Raw genomic sequence first — 17,677 nt, forward strand, 5'->3', positions numbered from 1 at the left:
CAGCACCAGCACCCCCGCCAGGCCCCCCACCGTCAGCCCCGCACCCCGCCACTGCGCCGCGCCGACCCGGCGGCGCCCGCGCGGCGCCGCAGGGTGGCCTGCAGCGGCAGCGCGAGGACGAGGGTGAGGGCGCCGAGCGGCTGTATCAGGGTCAGCGGCCCGTACCGCAGCGCGAGTACGTGCAGCGCGGCGCCCGCGGCGTTCAGCGCGACCGACAGCCACCACGAGCCCCGCGTGAGCGCCGCCCACACCCCGGCGCCGCGCTCCCGGCCCGCCCCCGCGACCTGCTCCTGCAGCACGGCGGCCCCCGCGTACGCGGCGGCGGACGCGACGGCCAGTACCAGCGCCGTCGCGAGGCCGTTCATGGCGTTCATGTCCCCTCCGGTGGTCGAGCGTGTCCCCCGACGGTACGGAGCCTTGCGGACAGATCCTGTCCGCAAGGATCCGCTGCCGTCGGTTCTGTGGACCGCCCGCGCCGCCCGAACTCATCGGCGGGGGGTCAGCTCACTTCGTCGCCCCCCTCATGAACCCGTTGTAGATGTAGCGCTGGAGGAACAGGAAGACGGCGAGTGTCGGCAGGATGACCAGGATCGTGCCGGCGGAGATCGTCTCCCAGTGCGCCCCGTACGGGCCCTTGAAGCGGAACAGGGCGGTGGACATCGTCCCGAGGTCGTCGGAGGGCATGTAGAGGAAGGGGATGTAGAAGTCGTTGTAGACCGTGACGCCCTTGACGATGACGACCGTCGCGATGGCCGGCTTGAGCAGCGGAAAGATGATCTTCCGGTAGATCGTGAACGAGTTGGCGCCCTCCAGCCGCGCGGACTCGTCGAGCGAGATCGGGATGGACCGGATGAACTGCAGGAAGATGTAGATCGAGACGATGTCCGTGCCCATGTAGAGCACGATGGGCGCCAGCCGGGTGTTGACCATCCCGAAGCTGTCGACGATCTGGAACGTCGCCACCTGGGTGGTCACCCCGGGCACCATGGCCGCGACCAGGAAGAGCCCCACCACCAGCTTCCGGAACCGGAACCGGAAGCGGTCGACGGCGTACGCCGTCATCGAGCCGATGACGACCGTGCCGGCGATCGCGAAGACCAGGATGACCGCGGTGTTGGCGAACGCCGAGAGCATCCGGCCGTCCTCGAAGGCCGTCGCGTAGTTGTCGAAGTTGAGCAGGTTGCCGGGCAGCGAGAGCGCCCCGCCGTCGCCGGCCATCTCCTCCGGGGTCTTCAGCGAGGTGAGGAAGACCACCAGCAGCGGCAGCACCACGACCACGGCGGCCAGGACCAGCGACAGATACGTCAGCGTGCGCGAGACGACGGCCGTTCTCATACGAGGTCCCCCGCCTTGTCGTCCGGCACGAGCGCCCGCTGCACCCAGGTCACCGCGAGCACGATCAGCAGCAGCACGACGGCCGCCGCCGAGGCCAGCCCGGTCTTGTTGAACTTGAACGCCAGGTCCACCGTCTGGATCACGAAGGTCTCGGTGCCGGTCGCGCCGCCCGTCATGATGTACGGGATCTCGAAGACCGCCAGCGAGCCGGAGATCGCCAGGATCACGCTGAGGCTGATCACCGGCCGGATGCCGGGCGCGATGATGTGCCGGAACTGCTGCCAGCGGTTCGCGCCGTCCAACTCGGCGGCCTCGTACAGCTCGCCGGGGATGGACTGGATCGCGCCGAGGAAGAGCACGAAGTTCAGGCCCATGAAGCGCCAGACCGACACTCCGGCGAGCGAGGTGTTGGCGGAGGCGGAGTCGCCGAGCCAGGCGCGGTCGGGCTCGTCGCCGAAGAGGCCGAACAGCGCGTCGAGGGTGCCGCCGTCCTGGAAGAAGTAGAGGAAGACGAAGCCGATGGCGACGCCGTTGACGAGGTACGGGAAGAACAGGATGCCCTTGAAGAGGTTGCGGAAGCGGACGTTGAAGCTGAGCACGGTCGCGAAGTACAGCGCCAGCACGATCTGCACGGCCGAGGCGGCGAGGTAGTAGCCGCTGACGAAGAAGACCTCGAACAGCTCGGAGCGGGTGAAGAGGTCGCGGTAGTTCTCCGCGCCGACGTAGTTCAGCTCCGGGCTCAGCCCGTCCCAGTCGGTGAAGCTGTACGCGACCATGTTGGCGACGGGCGCGTACGTGAACGTGATCAGCAGCGCCAGCGGGGCGGCGAGGAACAGCCACGGCACCACGCCGCCCCGCAGCCGGCGCCTCAGCGCACTCACCGGTAACCCAGCTCCTCCGCGGCGCCCGTCCAGCGCTCCGAGAGGTCCGCGAACAGCTTGTCCGGGCTGCCGTCCCTGGCGCCGCGGGCGATGTCGACCAGCTCCTGGCGGTAGTCGGGGTCGTCGATGCCGACCTCCGAGGCGTCGTCCAGCTCCTTCATCTCCGCGCCCCGGGACTGGTCCAGCTCCATGAGCTCGACGTTCCGCTTCTCGTACTCGGCGAGCACGCCGGGCAGCGGGGCGTCGCGCAGGGTGGAGACGTTCATGTTGTCCTCGGCGTAGCCGGACTTCTCCGCGAACCAGTCGACCCAGGCGCGCGCGGCCTCCTTGTGCTCGGAGTGGATGCTCACGGCCTGCTGGTAGTCGGGGGAGAGGCCGGCGCAGAACGTGCCGTCGACCTGGTGCGGGAACGGCATGAAGCCGATGTCGTCCGGGTCGGCGCCGGCCTGCTCGGCGGCGTCGCGCATCTGGACGACGGCCCAGGAGCCGAGGAACATCGTGGCGACCTCGCCCTTGGCGATCTTCGGCTTGGAGCCCTCCCAGTTGGTGGTGGTCGGGTCCTTCTCCGCCAAACCGCGGTCCACGATGTCGTACAGGAGGGTGTCCACGGTGCGTACGGTGCCGCCCTCGGCGAAGGGGTCGCCCTCGACCACCTGGACGTCCGCCTGCTCGTCGCAGCTGGCGGAGGAGTGGGCGGGCCACCACTGGGCCAGCGGCCAGCCGTCCTTGAAGTTCGTGTAGTACGGGACGGCGTCGGTCCGGTCCTTGACGGCCTTCAGACCGTCGAGGAACTCCGCCGGCGTGGTGGGCCAGTCGGTGACGCCGGCTTCCTCCCAGACGCGCTTGTTGTAGACGAAGCCGGGGATGCTGCCGTAGATGCTGAGGCCGTAGACCTCGCCGTCGACCGTGGAGTAGTCGGTGAAGCGGAACTTCCTGCTGCGCTCCGTCTGCTTGCCCAGCGAGGCGAAGAACCGCGGGTAGTCGTTCTTCTTCACGGTGCCCGGGATCATGAGCACGTCGCCGTAGTCGTCCGAGTTCATCCGGGTCTTGACTTCGCCCTCGTAGTCGGTGACCCCGTCGAACTCGACCTTGACGTTGGGGTAGGTCCGACGGAACTCGGCCGCGTACTCGTCCATCGTGCCGTCCTCGACGAGGTCGGTGCGGTGGGTGATCACCTCGATCGTGCCGGAGACCTTGTCCGGGTCGTCGACGGCCTTCGCCTCCTTCTTCTCCGACGAGGCTCCACTGCCCGTGCAGCCGGCCGTCGTCGCGAGTGCGGCGGCCAGCAGCGCACCGGCGAGCGCCCTTCCCTTCATCGTCACCATCTCCGTTCTTTTGGCCCGGCCCGTGGTTCTTAACCGGTTGAGTGAAGGCCCCTTTTCTTGACGAGGAACCTTCCCGCAGGGTGGGAGTGACGTCAACCTTTCCGACACAGAAAGAACTTGACCGGTTTATGGACAGAGGTCGGAGGGGCGGCTACGTTGGCGCGAGACCCGAGATTGGAGCACCCATGAAGGACGTCACCCCGCTCACCGAGGGCTGGACCCTGCGGCACGGCAGGGACCGGTTGCCCGCGCAGGTGCCGGGCTGCGTCCACACGGACCTGCTGGCCGCCGGCGCCATCCCCGACCCGTACCTCGGCACCAACGAGGCCGACGTCGCCTGGGTCGGCCGGCGGGACTGGACGTACGAGACGGAGATCGCCGCCTACGACGGGCTGCACGAGCGCACCGACCTCGTCTTCGACGGCCTCGACACCGCCGCCGTGATCCGGCTCGCCGGCGAACCGCTGGGCGCCGTCCGCAACATGCACCGCGGCCACCGCTTCGACGTCACCGGCCGCTCCGGCCCCCTCGCCGTGGCCTTCACCTCCGCCTACGCCGAGGCCGGTGCGGTACGCGCGCGGACCGGCGACCGGCCCAACGCGTATCCCGAACCCTTCCCGTTCATCCGCAAGATGGCCTGCTCCTTCGGCTGGGACTGGGGCCCGACGCTGGTCACCGCCGGCATCTGGCGCCCCGCCCGGCTGGAGCGCTGGAGCACGGCGCGGCTGGCCCGGGTGCGCCCCCTGGTGACGGTCGACGCCGACGGCACCGGCCGCGTCGAGGTACGCCTCGACGTCGAGCGCACCCCCGCGGGCGCGCACCGCCCGCTCACCGTCCGCGCCCGCGTCGGCGGCGCCGAGGCGACGGCGGCGCTGCCGGGCACGGAAGGCACCGTCGAACTGACCCTCGCCCGCCCCGAGCTGTGGTGGCCCCGCGGCTACGGCGGCCAGCCCCTCTACGCGCTGGACGTCACCCTCCACGACGGCACCTCCGCCGCCGCCCCGCCCCTGGACTCCTGGACCCGCCGCGTCGGCTTCCGCACCGTCCACCTCGACACCGGCGCCGACGCCCACGGCTCCCGCTTCACCCTCGTCGTCAACGGCGAACCCCTCTTCGCCCGCGGCGTCAACTGGATCCCCGACGACGCCCTGCCCGCCCGCCTCACCCCCGCCCGCTACCGCGAGCGGTTGCGGCAGGCGGCGGACGCGGGCGTCGACCTCGTCCGCGTGTGGGGCGGCGGCATCTACGAGAGCGACGACTTCTACGCCGCCTGCGACGAACTCGGCCTGCTGGTCTGGCAGGACTTCCCCTTCGCCTGCGCCGCCTACCCCGAGGACCAGCCGCTGCGCGGCGAGGTCGAGGCGGAGGCCCGCGACAACGTCGTCCGCCTCATGCCGCACCCGTCGCTGGTGCTGTGGTGCGGCAACAACGAGAACCTGTGGGGGTTCCGCGACTGGGAGTGGGAGGAGGCGCTGGCCGGCGACTCCTGGGGCGAGGGCTACTACCTCGGCGTGCTCCCGCGGGTCGTCGCCGAGCTGGACCCCACCCGCCCGTACTGGGCCGGCAGCCCCTGGTCCGGCTCCTGGGCGCACCACCCCAACGACCCCGCGCACGGCAACCACCACGACTGGGAGGTGTGGAACCGCGCCGACTACACCGACTACCGCGCCGCCGTCCCCCGCTTCGTCGCCGAGTTCGGCTGGCAGGCGCCGCCCGCCTGGGCCACGCTGCGCCGCGCGCTGGGCGAAGGGCCGCAGCTCGCCGCGGCCTCGCCCGCCATGCTCCACCACCAGAAGGCCGACGACGGCAACGGCAAGCTGGAGCGCGGCCTCGCCCGGCATTTCGCCGTCCCGGACGGGACCGCCGACTTCGCCCGCTGGCACTACCTCATGCAGGTCAACCAGGCGCGTGCCATCGCCGCCGGCATCGAGCACTGGCGGTCCCACTGGCCGGTGTGCGCGGGCACCGTCGTCTGGCAGCTGAACGACTGCTGGCCGGTCACCTCCTGGTCCGCCGTCGACGGCGACGGCCGCCTCAAGCCGCTCTACCACGAGCTGCGCCGGCTCTACGCCGACCGGCTGCTGACCGTACGCGAAGAGGAGGGCGGCGGTCTGGCGGTGGCCGTCGTCAACCAGGGCGCCGAGCCCTGGTCCGGCACCCTCGTGCTGCGCCGCACGGCGGTCGACGGCGGCGTCGTCGCGCGGGCGGAGGTGCTGTTCGCGGCCGGGCCGCGGGCGGTGGCCGTCGTGCCGGTGCCGGACGGGCTGCCGCCGTCCGCCGCGTCCGCGAAGGAGCTGCTGGTCGCCGAGGCGGACGGGCTGCGGGCGCTGCACTTTCCGGTACGGGACAAGGACTTCGCGTACCCGCGTCCGGACTTCGGCGTGGCGGTGGTACGCGCCGGGGCCGCGGACCCGGATAGGGTCGACGTCGTGGTCACCGCCCACACCTTCGTACGAGACCTGCTGCTGCAGCCCGACCGGCTCGACCCGGCCGCCACGGCCGACCGGGGCCTGCTGACGCTGCTGCCCGGCGAGCGCGCGACCATCGCCGTGCGCGGCTGGTCCGCGCCCGCGCCCGGGGCGCGGGAGGGAGCCGACCCCGCCGTCGCCGCCGTGCGCGCCGCGCTCTTCTGCGTGGAGCCGGCGTGAGCGTCGACGGCCCGCCGGCCAAGGTGACGATCAAGGACGTCGCCGCCCGCGCCGGGGTCTCCAAGGGGGCCGTCTCGCTGGCCTTCAACAACCGCCCCGGCCTCGCCGACGCCACCCGCGACCGCATCTTCGCCGCCGCCCGCGAGCTGGGCTGGGCGCCGAACCTCGCCGCGCGCTCGCTGTCCAGCTCCCGGGTCGACGCCGTGGGCCTGGCGATCTGCCGCCCGGCCCGGCTGCTCGGCCTGGAGCCGTGGTTCATGGAGTTCATCTCCGGCATCGAGAGCGTGCTCGCCGAGCAGTCCTGCTCGCTGCTGCTGCGCCTGGTCCGGGACCTGGACGAGGAGGTGGCGCTGCAGGAGCGGTGGTGGAAGTCCAAGCAGGTCGCCGGGTCGATCCTGGTGGACTTCCGCACCGAGGACCCGCGGGTGGCGGCCGTCGGCGCGCTCGGCATGCCGGTGGTCGCCGTCGGCCACCCCTCGCTGACCGGCGGCCTTCCGTCGCTGTGGACGGACGACGCCACCGCCGTCACGGAGGCCGTGCGCTATCTGGCCGCCCTCGGCCACCGGCGCATCGCCCACGTGGGCGGCGCCGCGGAGCTGGGCCACAGCGCGATCCGCACCGCCGCCTTCGCGGCCGCCGTCCGCGAACTCGGCCTGGCCGAGGGCCCGCAGCCGGCCACCGGGTTCTCCGGCGAGGACGGCGCCCGCGCCACCCGCACCCTGCTGGCGTCCGCGGAGCGGCCCACGGCGATCCTGTACGACAACGACATCATGGCCGTCGCCGGCCTGTCGGTCGCCGCCGAGATGGGCCTGTCGGTGCCGGCGGACCTGTCGCTGCTCGCCTGGGACGACTCCCAGCTGTGCCGGCTCACCCACCCGACGCTCTCCGCGATGAGCCACGACGTGCACGGCTTCGGTGCCGAGGTGGCGCGGGCGCTGTTCACCGTGCTGGCCACCGGGACGGCCGAGTCGCGCCCGGTGCCGACCCCGGCCCTCACCCCGCGCGGCTCCACGGGCCCGCCATAAGCGCGGCGGCCGCGCACCGCACCGGGTGGCGACCCGCGCTCCTGCGCCGCACGACATCGCGAACCGGCGGACGCCCGGGCCACATCCCGCCGCGGGTGTGCGGCGAGGCGGTGTCGCGCCTGCGGAGGATGGGGCGCGGCCCTTCGCCGACCAGACGCTGCGGCCCCGTACCGCCCGGCGCCACAATGGGCCGATGCGCTCCCTGCTCGACGACGACCCCGCCCCGCCGCCCGGTCCGGTGCAGTTCCAGCTCGTTCTGCTGCGCCGCATGCAGGACTTCCAGCCCGGGCTGGTCGCGGACGCGCTGCGCACCCTCGGCGTGCCGCGTACGGCCATGCGCGCGGCGAACCGCCGCTGGCAGGGCCGGCTGCGCGCCCGCGGCGGCGGGGCCCCGGGCGCCGCGCGGGACCGGGACTTCGCCGCGCTGCTCGGGCCCGCCGAGTCGGTGGCGCGGCGGGCGCACGGCGACACGGCGGGGGACGTGCACGTCTGGCGGGTGCCGCTCTGGCCGGACCTGCGGTTCGAGGCGAGCTGCGGGGTGGGCGGCGTGGCGCTGAACGCCTGGCTGGTACGCGCCGCCGGCGCCCCCGGCCCCGGGCTGCCGGCGCTCGCGGACCTGGCGCCGTGGGGCTGCACCGTCGCGGAGGCGGCGCGCGCGTTCCCGCCCGCGCGGCCGCGCGAGGGCTCCGCCGCCCACCGCTTCGCGCTCGCCTGCACCGTCCCGGACGAGGGCGGCGAACCGCGCGCGTGCACGGCCGAGTTCGCCTGGGGGCTGCTGCAGCGGTGGACCGTCGATTAAGCAGTGCTTACCGGTGACTTCAACGAATTCTCGCTGGTGCTGCACAGTCTTCGGCGGCGAGACTGGACGGCATGATCACACCGGACACCAAGGACTGGACCTGGGTTCTGGACCGCCCCTGTCCCGCATGCGGGTTCGCGGCGGCGGAGACCCGCGCGCAGGACGTTCCCGGGCTGGTGCGGCAGAGCGTCGCGCGCTGGGCGCAGGTCCTGGCCGACGAGCCGGAGCGGCTGCGCGCCCGGCCCCGGCCCGACGTCTGGTCGCCGCTGGAGTACGGCTGCCACGCCCGCGACGTGTTCCGGCGGTGCGACGAGCGGATGCGCCTGATGCTCGCCGAGGACGGCGCGCGGTTCCCCAACTGGGACCAGGACGCGACCGCCGTCGAGGACCGGTACGGCGAGCAGGACCCGCGGCAGGTCGCCGACGAACTGGCCGCCTGGGGCGAGACGTTCGCCGAGCACATCGACGAGGTCGACGGCGCGCAGTGGGAGCGCCGGGGGTCGCGCAGCGACGGTGCGGTGTTCACCGTCGACAGCTTCGTCCGGTACGTCGTCCACGACGTGGTGCACCACCTGCACGACGTGGGGGCACCGCTGCAGCGCTGAGGGGTTTTCCCGGGGGCTTCGCCCCCGGACCCCCTTGCGACGTGGGGGTCCCGTTTGAGCGCTGAGGGGGTTTTTCCCCGGGGGCTTTCGCTCTCGGGTCCCCCTTGCGACGTGAGGGTCCCGCTTGAACGTTGAGGGGTTTTCCGGGGCTTCGCCCCCCTTGCAGCGTGGGGCCCGCTGGAGCGCCGGGGTTCTCCGAGGGCGCATCGTCCCCGGGTCCCCGGGCGGGGTCCTTCGACCGCTGAGCACCCCCCGGCGGGGGGCGGGGGGTGCGGCGGGGTCGCTGTCCCCGGATTGGACGCGGCGGGTCGGTTCCTCCCCTGGCCCGGCCCGCCGTTCTCATCCGCCCGGACGCGTTCCCTCCGCCGCGGACCGAGCCGGTCCGGCGGGAGCCGGGCGAGCCGCCCGGCGCGACCGTGTTCGCCGGTGGTCTCGTCCACCACGACCGTCTGCCACTCCGCGCCCTCGGCCGCCCGCCCGTTCTCGTCACCGTACGTAGGTCGGGCGAGGCCGTGCCGCGGGTGCACCAGCGGCCCGTACGCGGCAGCGGGCCGCTGGCGGCACCGTCGATTCCAGCCACGGCTACCTCGGCTCTCGCGCGCCCTGCGGCGGTGGGGAGGGGGTGACGGCGGCCACCCTGCCTGCGCCGCACGCGCCGCGCTCAGGCCCCTCCCGGTGACTACCGCGCGTGACCGCCGGAAGCGGAACGGAAGCGTTCGGAAGCGCCTGATTGCAGCCAGGTCACGGCAGTGGCCTAGACCTGTTCGGGAGAGGCGCCCGTCGGTAGGCTGACGCCCAGCGCACGCTGGATGATCTTCATCTGGTCGTAAACCAGCGCCGAGGACAAAGGGGTTCAACAGTGAGGACAGTACGGTTGATCAGTGCCGGCGCAGCGGCCTCTGCGCTGGTACTGGGGCTTGCGGCATGCGGTGACGACGGGGGCGGTTCGGAAGACGGCACGACCACCATCAAGCTGGTTGCGGCTGACTACGGCGACAAGGCGTCGAACGCGTCCAAGGTCTACTGGGACGACGTCGTCAAGCGCTTCGAGGCGAAGAACAAGGACATCAAGGTCGATGTCCAGGTGATCAACTGGAACGACATCGACACCAAGGTCAAGACGATGATCCAGGGCGGGAACGTCCCGGACATCCTGCAGACCGGCGGCTACGCGGACAAGGTCGCCGACGACCTGCTGTACGAGGCCGACGAGGTGCTCTCGCCGAAGACGAAGTCGAACCTCATCGAGTCGTTCGCCAAGGCGGGCGAGGTCGACGGCACCCAGTACGGCATCCCGTTCGTCTCCTCGGCGCGGCTGATGTTCTACAACAAGGAAGTCCTCGACAAGGCCGGCGTGGACGTTCCGCAGACCTGGGACGACGTCGCCGCCGCGGCCCAGAAGATCAAGGACGAGAAGGCCGCCGAGATCCCCTACGCGCTGCCGCTCGGCCCGGAGGAGGCCCAGGGCGAGTCGATGATCTGGGAGTTGGGCAACGGCGGCGGCTACACCGACGCCGAGGGCAACTACACCCTCGACAGCGAGCAGAACGTCGAGACGTTCGAGTGGCTGCGGGAGAACCTGGTCGACCCGGGCCTGACTTACGACAACCCCGCCACCACCGACCGCAAGACGGCCTTCGCCGACTTCGCCGCCGGCAAGGTGGGCATGCTCAACGGCCACCCGACCCTCATCCAGATGGCCAAGGACGGCGGCGTCGACTACGAGGTCGCCCCGATCCCCGGCAAGGACGGCCCGCTGGACTCCACCCTCGGAGTCGCCGACTGGATGATGGCGTTCAAGGACGGCGGCAAGCAGGAGGAGATCAAGAAGTTCCTGGACTTCGCGTACGCCAAGGAGAACACGCTGAAGTTCGACGAGATGTACAACCTCATGCCGGTGACCACCGACACCCTTGAGGAGATGCAGTCGAACGGCAAGCACAAGGACCTGGAGCCGTTCTTCGAGGTGCTGCCGTCCGCCGAGTTCTACCCGCTGGGCAACACCAGCTGGGACGTGGTCTCCGCGGAGATCAAGAAGTCGGGCGGCAAGGCCGTGTCCGACGACCCGGGCGACGTCCTGGGCGAACTGCAGCAGAAGGCCGAGGACACCGCCGCCGACATGGGCGAGTGACCCCCGGCACGGGTTCCGGCCGGCCCCGGTGACCGTACCGGGCGGGCCGCCGCGGCCCGCGGCGGCCCGCCCCGTCCCGCACCGCGCCGGCACCTCGGCGCCCCGTGCCCGCAGCACGCCGCGCGCACTCCGCGCGCCGCCGCGCCCCCCGTAGCCCCGAGTGCGGTCCCCTCAGCCGCCGTACGCAAGGAGTCCCCCCGTGCCCGTCACGGTCAAGGAGCCCGCGGCCGGTACCGGCCCCGGGCCCGGCGGGCGGAAGACCGGGCCGCAGCGCCGCCGTCGCGGCGGCATCGCCCGGCTCGGCCCGCTGCCCTGGATCGGCCCCGCCGTCCTGCTGATCGTCGTGGTGGTCCTGTGGCCCATCTACGAACTGATCCGCACCTCGTTCCTCAACGTCAGCATCAGCGGCTTCGTCCGCGGCTCGGCCGGCACCGAGAAGTACCGCCAGCTCTTCGACGAGTCCGGCTTCGGCAGCGTGCTGACGATGACAGTGGTATGGACCGTCGCCGTCGTCGGCGTCACCATGCTCGTCTCCCTCGGCCTCGCCCAGCTGTTCAACAAGCCGTTCCCGGGCCGGACCGTGACCCGCTGGGCGCTCATCGCGCCGTGGGCCGCCTCCGTGCTGATGACCGCCATCGGCTTCCGCTGGATGCTCGACCAGACCGCCGGCGTGCTCAACACCCTGATGACCGACCTCGGTCTGATCGACGGGCCGAAGGACTGGCTCGGCGACCCCGCGACCGCCTGGCCGTGGATGATGTTCGTCGCGGTCTTCGTCTCGCTGCCGTTCACCACGTACACGCTGCTGGCCGGGCTGCAGACCATCCCGCACGAGGTGTACGAGGCCGCGCGCATCGACGGCGCCAACGCCCGCCAGACCTACTGGCGGGTGACCGTGCCGCTGCTGCGGCCGGCGTTCCTCGTCGGCTTCGTCATCAACCTCATCAACGTCTTCAACTCGTTCCCCATCATCTGGGGCATGACGCAGGGCGGGCCCGGTAGCGACACCGCCACGACCACGGTGTTCATGTACCAGCTCAAGAGCACCGACATCGGCGAGTCCGCCGCGATGTCCGTGGTCAACTTCGCGATGGTCGTCGTACTCGTCCTGATCTTCCTCAAGGTCAGCCGCTGGAACAAGGAGGACGCTTGACTTCCTCCTCCCGCCTGATGGCGGGGGGTTCCTCACTTCGCAGTGAGGGCTTCCTGCTTCGCAGGCAGTTGCCCCGTCCGGGAGTTCTCCCGTTGAGGTCTTACACCGCCTCCACAGGCCGAGACGGCCAGCCCGGCCGCCTTGACGGTGCGTGCCGCGTTCACGTCGCGGTCGTGCGTGGCGCCGCAGTCGCACGTCCAGGTGCGGACGTTGAGCGGCATCTTCGCCGCGATGGTGCCGCAGGCCCCGCACAGCTTGCTGGAGGGGAACCAGCGGTCTACCACGACGAGTTCGCGCCCGTACCAGGCGCACTTGTACTCCAGCATGGAGCGCAGCCGTGTCCAGGCCGCGTCACTGATCGCCCGCGCAAGCGAGTGGTTCTTGACGAGGTTGCGGACGGTGAGGTCCTCGATCACGACCGTTTGGTTCTCACGGACGAGCCGAGTGGTCAGCTTGTGGAGGAAGTCGCGGCGCCGGTCGGTGATCCGTGCGTGGACGCGGGCGACCTTCCGCCTGGCCTTCTCCCGGTTGTGCGAGCCCTTCGCCTTGCGGGACAGCTCCCGCTGCGCCTTCGCCAGCCGGGCACGGTCCTTGCGCTCGTACCGGGGGTTGGCGATCTTCTCCCCGGTGGACAGCGTCGCCAGGGAAGTCAGCCCGGCGTCGATCCCGACAGCCTTGTCGGAAGCGGGCAGAGCCGGGACGTCGTCGTCACACAGCAGGGAGACGAACCAGCGTCCTGCGCTGTCTTGGGAGACGGTGACCGTGGTCGGCTCACTGCCCGGTGGCAAGGGACGCGACCAGCGGATATCCAGCGGCTCCGGTATCTTCGCCAGCGTCAGACGGCCGTCGCGCCACGTGAAACCGGAGCGCGTGTACTCCGCCGAAGCGCGGGACTTCTTCCGCGACTTGAAGCGCGGGTACTTCGCCCGCCTGGCGAAGAAGTTCCCGAACGCCCCTTGCAGGTGCCGCAGCGCCTGCTGAAGCGGCACCGAGGACACCTCCGCGAGGAAGGCGAGTTCCGCTGTCTTCTTCCACTGAGTCAGCGCGGCCGACGACTGTACGTAGGAGATGCGGCGCTGCTGCTCGTACCAGGCGCGGGTGCGCTCTTCCAGTGCCTTGTTGTACACGAGGCGGACACAGCCGAACGTGCGCGACAGCTCCGCTGCCTGCTCGTCCGTGGGGTAAAAGCGGCACTTGAAAGCCCGCTTGACCTGCTGTGTCATGGCTCACTTTCTATCAGTTCCCGTGTTAATGGAGCGCGTTGGGCGGCTGGCGGAGCGTGCTCCGCCGCTGCGCGGCTCCGGGCACGGGATGCGTTTCCTCCCCCGGCTGAAGCCGGGGGTTTCCACGCAAGGAGTCTCCGATGAAGGTCTCCGCGCCCTCAGGGACACCCGGCGGGCCTGCCGGCAACAAGGCCGGGAACGCCGGCGGCAAGGGTGCCGACGGCAAAGGTGCCGGCGGCAAGGGCGCCGCCAAGCGGCGTAGGAAGTACGGCCCGCGCACCCTCGTCATCGCCGCGAGCGCCTGGATGCTGGCGGTCATCTTCATCGCGCCGTACCTGGAGATGATCATCACCGCGCTGCGGCCCGCCGACGAGCTGCGCGACCGCACGTACCTGCCCACGTCCTTCGAGTGGAAGAACCTCGTCGACGTCTGGGAGGAGTCCACCCTCGGCGACAACCTGCAGGTCACCCTGCTGATCGCGGGCGGCGCCACGCTGCTCGTGCTGCTGGTGTCGCTGCCGGCCGCCTACTACACCGCGCGGGTGCGCTACCGCGGGCGCAAGGCGTTCCTGCTGCTGGTGCTGGTCACCCAGATGTTCCAGCCCACCGCGCTGCTCATCGGCCTCTACCGCCAGTTCCACCAGCTGGAGATGCTGAACTCCACCTGGACGCTGATCCTGGCCAACGGCGCGTTCAACCTCGCCTTCGCGGTCTGGATCCTCACCGCCTACATCTCCTCCATCCCGGCGGAGCTGGAGGAGGCGGCGATGGTGGACGGCACCGGGCGGTTCGGCGCGCTGTTCCGGGTGACGCTGCCGCTGGCCATGCCCGGCGTGGTCACGGCGCTCATCTTCACGTTCATCGCGACGTGGAACGAGTTCGTGATGGGCCTGACGCTGATGACCGAGCCGGAGAAGCAGCCGCTGACCGTCGGTATCAACAACTTCATCGGCAACTACACCGTCGAATGGAATTACCTCTTCGCGGCCTCGGTGGTCGCCATCCTCCCGGTCGTCGTGCTCTTCGCCTTCATCGAGCGGCACGTCGTCTCCGGGCTGACGGCCGGCTCCGTGAAGTAGGCCCGCGGGCCGCCGCCGCGGCCGTACCCTGACCCGCACCCCGCCCGCCGGCACCGCCGGCCGGCGGGGTGCGGCGCACCGCGGCCGGGCGGACGGGGTACGGGAGGGGGTGGCTGCGCCGGACGGGCGATATACACCGGTACCCGGCGTTTCCTGCGGTTCGGCACGCGCAACCGCGGATAACTTCGCCCCATGCGACGAATTATCACACAAACAGGAACGGCCACGGTCCTGTGCGGCCGCCTCGCCGACCCGGCCGGCGGCGCCCTGCCCGCGGCCGGCCGCCCCGACCCGGGCATGGACGGCAAGGCCGGGGTGCGCGCGGTCCGCGGCACCGTCGACCGGCTGTTCCGGGACGCCGCCGCGGCCACCGAGCGCTACGAGGCCGCCCGCCGGGCGTCCGCGGCGCAGCGCGCGAAGGTCGCGAAGCTGCACCGGGCCGTCCGCGCCCAGCACCGCAGGCTCGTCGTGCTGCGCGGCCGGATCGGCCAGCTCGCGGCCCGCCAGTACCAGTCCGGCGGCCTCGCCCCCACCGCCCAGCTGCTGCTCTCCCGGTCCCCCGAGGAACTGCTCGACAAGGTCTTCCTGCTCGACAAGGGCCAGCAGGCCGCGGCCGGCCTCTACCACCGCGTCGAACAGGCCGAGCGGCGGCTCGCGGCCGAACGCGACCGGCACGCCGTCGCGCTCGCCGACCTGCGCACCGAACTGCGCACGCAGGCGCGGGTGAAGCGGGTCATCGAGCGCAAGCTGGAGCGGGCCCAGGGCCGGCTGGAGAAGCTGCAGACCGCGCAGGCCGCCCGCTCCCGCAGCGCCCACTGCCCGCGCGGCGAGCGCGCCGAGGGCGTGACGCTCAGCGCGGACGGCAAGGCGCTCGCGGGGCGCCGGTGGACGGCGCCGGTCGCCGGGCACACCCTCACCTCGCGCTTCGGCCAGTCCGGCGGGATGTGGTCGTCCCGCCACACCGGCCTGGACTTCGCCGCCGACGAGGGCAGGCCGGTGGGCAGCGTGGGCTACGGGGTGGTGTACGGGATCGGCTGCGACGACGCCTTCGGCAACTCCGTCACCGTCCTGCACGACGACGGCTACTACACCTTCTACGCCCACCTCTCCGAGGTCCGCGTGCGGCCCGGCGAACGGGTCTTCCCCGGCGGGCACCTCGGGCTCGCCGGCACCACCGGCAACTCCACGGGCCCGCACCTGCACTTCGAGGTGCGGGTGACGCCGCAGTTCGGCTCGGGGATCGACCCGGAGCCCTGGCTGCGCGCCAAGGGCGTACGCGTCGGCAAGGGGCCGGAGAAGAAGACGGCGAAGAAGACGGAGAAGGGGGCGGACCCTAAGGCTGGGGCTGCAGACCGCCGGTGATCCGCTCGTGCTCCTCGTCCGACACCGGCTCGCCGGAGGACGGCAGCAGCTGCGGGACCCCGTCGCGCACCGGATAGCGGCGCCGCAGCCGCGGGTTGTACAGCGTGTCGCCGGAGTCGAGCAGGGTCAGCGGGCCCTTGTCGAGCGGGCAGACGAGGATCTTCAGCAGCGGGTCGTCGGGGTTCACTTGGTACCTCCGCGGGGAGGGATCGGGCCGATGCGGAGCGTGGTAGCGAGCGGCGATTCACTGCCAGGCGAACCGCCGTTGACACCACCCCGTCCGCAGCGTGTACGGTTAGTCACGCTGAGCGAGAGCCAAGCCAGCACAGCATCACCCTTTCTTGCAGTAGGAACCCGGGCTGGTTTCAACCCGGCTGGTGTCGATCGTGGAAGACCTGGGCGCCCGCAGGGCGGCCAGGCAACGTGAGCCAGGAATCCCCCTGCTTCGGCTGGGGGAGGATTCAAGGGACGGGTCCTCCACGTCGGGGGGTCGGTACGGGGACGGGCGGCAGGGCGGCGGGCTGCCGCTTTGGCCGCTCCGGCTCCGGCTCGTCGTGCCGCGGCAGCGCCAGCAGCACGGAGACCGCCAGCGCGATCCCGCCCAGCCGCAGCAGCAGCCGCGGCGTGTCGTGCGGCAGCGGCTCGCCGAACACGAACGTGCCCGCGGCGACGGCGTGCAGGCAGTTCGCCGTCGTGCACACCGGCACGATCAGCGAGGCCCGGCAGCGCTGCAGCGCCGCCTGCGACATCACCAGCCCCGCCGCCCCGGTGAACAGCAGCGTGTACGGGTACGGCGAGGCCAGCAGGTCCCCCGCGGTGCCGAGCGGGTCCGAGCCCGACACCAGACCCGAGACGCCCTTGATGGTCAGCGAGCTGACCCCGTACAGGAAGCCCACCCCGACCCCGTACGCGATGCCCGTGGTCGGGATCCGGTGCCGCCGCCGCGAGCGCAGCTCCGCCGCCAGGTACAGCCACAGCCCCGCGGCCAGCGACGGCAGCGCGACCAGGAGGAACCGCCCGGCCGGCGCCGACTTGCTGACCGTGTCGGCCGTGCTGTCCAGCGACAGCACGATCATCGCCAGCGAGAGCAGGATCGCGCCCACCCCGGCCAGCTCGCGCGCGCTCAGCCGCTCGCCGAGGTACCGCGACGACAGCAGGATCAGCAGCACCAGACCGGAGACCAGGATCCCCTGCGCGGCGGCCAGCGGCAGCGTGCGGTAGCAGAGCAGCTGGGCGGCGAAGCCGAGCCCCAGGCTGAGGCAGCCCGCCAGCCACAGCGGGCTCGACGCCAGCGCCCGCACCATCCGGGCCGGCCGCTTCACGTTCAGCTCGGGCAGCGCCGACAGCGCCCGCTTCTCCAGCACGAACCCGCAGCTGATGAAGACGTTCGCCAACAGTGCGGCGGCAACCCCCCACCACATCGGCTACTCCCGCCTGGCGTGGACGAGCAGGATCGAGGCCAGCGACGGCGCCCGGCAGGCGACGCGGTCGAACGGCCGCAGCGGCCGGGGCACGTCGTGGTACGGCGCGCCGGCCACCTTCTCCACGGTAAAGCCGGAGGCCGCCAGGAAGCCCCGGAGCGCCCGGGCCGTATACAGCCGCAGGTGCCCGACGACCTGGCTGCCCGGCCGCCCGTGGATGCCGCGCAGGCTCACCTCGGAGAACACCGGCTGCACGCCGGCCAGCAGCAGCGCGCGGTTGTACCAGGCCGCGAGGTTGGGCGTGGAGAGCAGCAGGTGGCCGCCGGGCCGCAGCACGCGGCGCAGTTCGTCGAGCGCGGCGTCCGGGTCGACCAGGTGCTCCACGACCTCGCTGAAGAGCACGGCGTCCGCGCTGCCGTCGGCCAGCGGCAGCCCGCCGGGCTGCGCGGCGCCGTCCGGCAGGCCGCCGCGTACGACGAAGACCGGGGTGCCGGGGGCCGCTTCGCGGGTGCGGGCCCGGGCGCGGCGCAGCGCGTCGTGCGACCAGTCGACGGCGACGATGCGCTGCCCGCCGGCCCGGCGCCCGTCGAGCACCCCGGCGGGCACGGCCGCGGCGGAGCCGTAGCCGAAGCCGACGTCCACCACGACCGCGGGCACCGTACGCGTCCCGGCCCGGCGGCCGGACCCGGG

General features: G+C 72.0%; 16 protein-coding genes. 8 read left to right on the forward strand and 8 right to left on the reverse strand.

Translation table 11 applies throughout. The annotated features are described in order from the left end of the window. Positions 1–32: 32 nt before the first annotated feature. The 4 genes from ABD317_RS19985 to ABD317_RS20000 all read right to left on the reverse strand — a co-directional run bounded on the left by ABD317_RS19985 (position 33) and on the right by ABD317_RS20000 (position 3,532). Positions 33–374, reverse strand: a complete 342-nt coding sequence (locus tag ABD317_RS19985; protein ID WP_344291313.1) for a hypothetical protein — start codon at positions 372–374, stop codon at positions 33–35. Between the two features lie 130 nt (positions 375–504). After that, on the reverse strand, positions 505–1,335 hold the full coding sequence (locus ABD317_RS19990; RefSeq protein ID WP_027755433.1) for an ABC transporter permease subunit: 831 nt from the start codon (positions 1,333–1,335) through the stop codon (positions 505–507). Further along, a complete protein-coding gene (locus tag ABD317_RS19995; protein ID WP_344291314.1) occupies positions 1,332–2,216 on the reverse strand; it encodes a carbohydrate ABC transporter permease in 885 nt (294 codons plus the stop codon). The genes ABD317_RS19990 and ABD317_RS19995 overlap by 4 nt, the downstream gene beginning before the upstream one ends. Beyond that, a complete protein-coding gene (locus ABD317_RS20000) occupies positions 2,213–3,532 on the reverse strand; it encodes an ABC transporter substrate-binding protein (RefSeq protein WP_344291315.1) in 1,320 nt (439 codons plus the stop codon). The genes ABD317_RS19995 and ABD317_RS20000 overlap by 4 nt, the downstream gene beginning before the upstream one ends. A 194-nt stretch (positions 3,533–3,726) precedes the next feature. Between ABD317_RS20000 and ABD317_RS20005 the strand changes: the two genes are divergently transcribed. From ABD317_RS20005 to ABD317_RS20030, 6 genes are all read left to right on the forward strand, one after another. Further along, complete coding sequence (locus ABD317_RS20005; RefSeq protein WP_344291316.1) at positions 3,727–6,189, forward strand: glycoside hydrolase family 2 protein; 2,463 nt, start codon at positions 3,727–3,729, stop codon at positions 6,187–6,189. Further along, a complete protein-coding gene (locus ABD317_RS20010; protein WP_344291317.1) occupies positions 6,186–7,214 on the forward strand; it encodes a LacI family DNA-binding transcriptional regulator in 1,029 nt (342 codons plus the stop codon). Before ABD317_RS20005 ends, ABD317_RS20010 begins: the two co-directional genes overlap by 4 nt. 193 nt (positions 7,215–7,407) lie before the next feature. Continuing rightward, positions 7,408–8,013: a hypothetical protein gene (locus ABD317_RS20015; RefSeq protein WP_344291318.1), complete on the forward strand. Its 606-nt coding sequence runs from the start codon at positions 7,408–7,410 to the stop codon at positions 8,011–8,013. A 71-nt stretch (positions 8,014–8,084) separates the two neighbouring features. Beyond that, positions 8,085–8,618, forward strand: a complete 534-nt coding sequence (locus ABD317_RS20020; RefSeq protein WP_027755426.1) for a DinB family protein — start codon at positions 8,085–8,087, stop codon at positions 8,616–8,618. Positions 8,619–9,492: 874 nt separating this feature from the next. After that, positions 9,493–10,749: an ABC transporter substrate-binding protein gene (locus tag ABD317_RS20025; protein WP_344291319.1), complete on the forward strand. Its 1,257-nt coding sequence runs from the start codon at positions 9,493–9,495 to the stop codon at positions 10,747–10,749. 199 nt (positions 10,750–10,948) lie between these two features. Next, positions 10,949–11,902: a carbohydrate ABC transporter permease gene (locus ABD317_RS20030; protein WP_344291320.1), complete on the forward strand. Its 954-nt coding sequence runs from the start codon at positions 10,949–10,951 to the stop codon at positions 11,900–11,902. Between the two features lie 32 nt (positions 11,903–11,934). Here the strand turns inward: ABD317_RS20030 and ABD317_RS20035 are convergent, their stop codons facing one another. Beyond that, positions 11,935–13,125, reverse strand: coding sequence for an RNA-guided endonuclease InsQ/TnpB family protein (locus tag ABD317_RS20035; RefSeq protein WP_344291321.1), 1,191 nt, complete (start codon positions 13,123–13,125; stop codon positions 11,935–11,937). A gap of 140 nt (positions 13,126–13,265) precedes the next feature. Between ABD317_RS20035 and ABD317_RS20040 the strand changes: the two genes are divergently transcribed. Beyond that, positions 13,266–14,204 carry a carbohydrate ABC transporter permease gene (locus ABD317_RS20040; RefSeq protein ID WP_344291322.1) on the forward strand — a complete coding sequence of 313 codons (939 nt, stop codon included), beginning with the start codon at positions 13,266–13,268 and terminating at the stop codon, positions 14,202–14,204. Positions 14,205–14,396: 192 nt separating this feature from the next. Continuing rightward, complete coding sequence (locus ABD317_RS20045; RefSeq protein ID WP_344291323.1) at positions 14,397–15,566, forward strand: murein hydrolase activator EnvC family protein; 1,170 nt, start codon at positions 14,397–14,399, stop codon at positions 15,564–15,566. Here ABD317_RS20045 and ABD317_RS20050 read toward each other — a convergent pair. The 3 genes from ABD317_RS20050 to ABD317_RS20060 form a co-directional block, all read right to left on the reverse strand. Beyond that, a complete protein-coding gene (locus ABD317_RS20050) occupies positions 15,538–15,753 on the reverse strand; it encodes a Trm112 family protein (protein ID WP_344291324.1) in 216 nt (71 codons plus the stop codon). The genes ABD317_RS20045 and ABD317_RS20050 overlap by 29 nt on opposite strands. A 274-nt stretch (positions 15,754–16,027) precedes the next feature. Further along, positions 16,028–16,987 carry a DMT family transporter gene (locus ABD317_RS20055; RefSeq protein ID WP_344291325.1) on the reverse strand — a complete coding sequence of 320 codons (960 nt, stop codon included), beginning with the start codon at positions 16,985–16,987 and terminating at the stop codon, positions 16,028–16,030. Positions 16,988–16,990: 3 nt separating this feature from the next. Then, the gene (locus tag ABD317_RS20060) at positions 16,991–17,644 is read right to left on the reverse strand and encodes a class I SAM-dependent methyltransferase (RefSeq protein ID WP_344291326.1); all 654 of its coding nucleotides are present in this window, start codon (positions 17,642–17,644) and stop codon (positions 16,991–16,993) included. Positions 17,645–17,677 lie beyond the last annotated feature (33 nt).

The sequence above is a fragment of the Streptomyces synnematoformans genome (assembly GCF_039531005.1).
In the GTDB taxonomy this organism is placed as follows: domain Bacteria; phylum Actinomycetota; class Actinomycetes; order Streptomycetales; family Streptomycetaceae; genus Streptomyces; species Streptomyces synnematoformans.

Excerpts from the sequence above, each read along its gene's own strand:
- ABD317_RS20045 (WP_344291323.1), top strand. The coding sequence starts at position 14,397 with ATGCGACGAATTATCACACAAACAGGAACGGCCACGGTCCTGTGCGGC.
- ABD317_RS20020 (WP_027755426.1), top strand. The coding sequence starts at position 8,085 with ATGATCACACCGGACACCAAGGACTGGACCTGGGTTCTGGACCGCCCC.
- ABD317_RS20035 (WP_344291321.1), bottom strand. The coding sequence starts at position 13,125 with ATGACACAGCAGGTCAAGCGGGCTTTCAAGTGCCGCTTTTACCCCACG.
- ABD317_RS20000 (WP_344291315.1), bottom strand. The coding sequence starts at position 3,532 with ATGAAGGGAAGGGCGCTCGCCGGTGCGCTGCTGGCCGCCGCACTCGCG.
- ABD317_RS20015 (WP_344291318.1), top strand. The coding sequence starts at position 7,408 with ATGCGCTCCCTGCTCGACGACGACCCCGCCCCGCCGCCCGGTCCGGTG.
- ABD317_RS20055 (WP_344291325.1), bottom strand. The coding sequence starts at position 16,987 with ATGTGGTGGGGGGTTGCCGCCGCACTGTTGGCGAACGTCTTCATCAGC.
- ABD317_RS20005 (WP_344291316.1), top strand. The coding sequence starts at position 3,727 with ATGAAGGACGTCACCCCGCTCACCGAGGGCTGGACCCTGCGGCACGGC.
- ABD317_RS19985 (WP_344291313.1), bottom strand. The coding sequence starts at position 374 with ATGAACGCCATGAACGGCCTCGCGACGGCGCTGGTACTGGCCGTCGCG.
- ABD317_RS20040 (WP_344291322.1), top strand. The coding sequence starts at position 13,266 with ATGAAGGTCTCCGCGCCCTCAGGGACACCCGGCGGGCCTGCCGGCAAC.
- ABD317_RS19990 (WP_027755433.1), bottom strand. The coding sequence starts at position 1,335 with ATGAGAACGGCCGTCGTCTCGCGCACGCTGACGTATCTGTCGCTGGTC.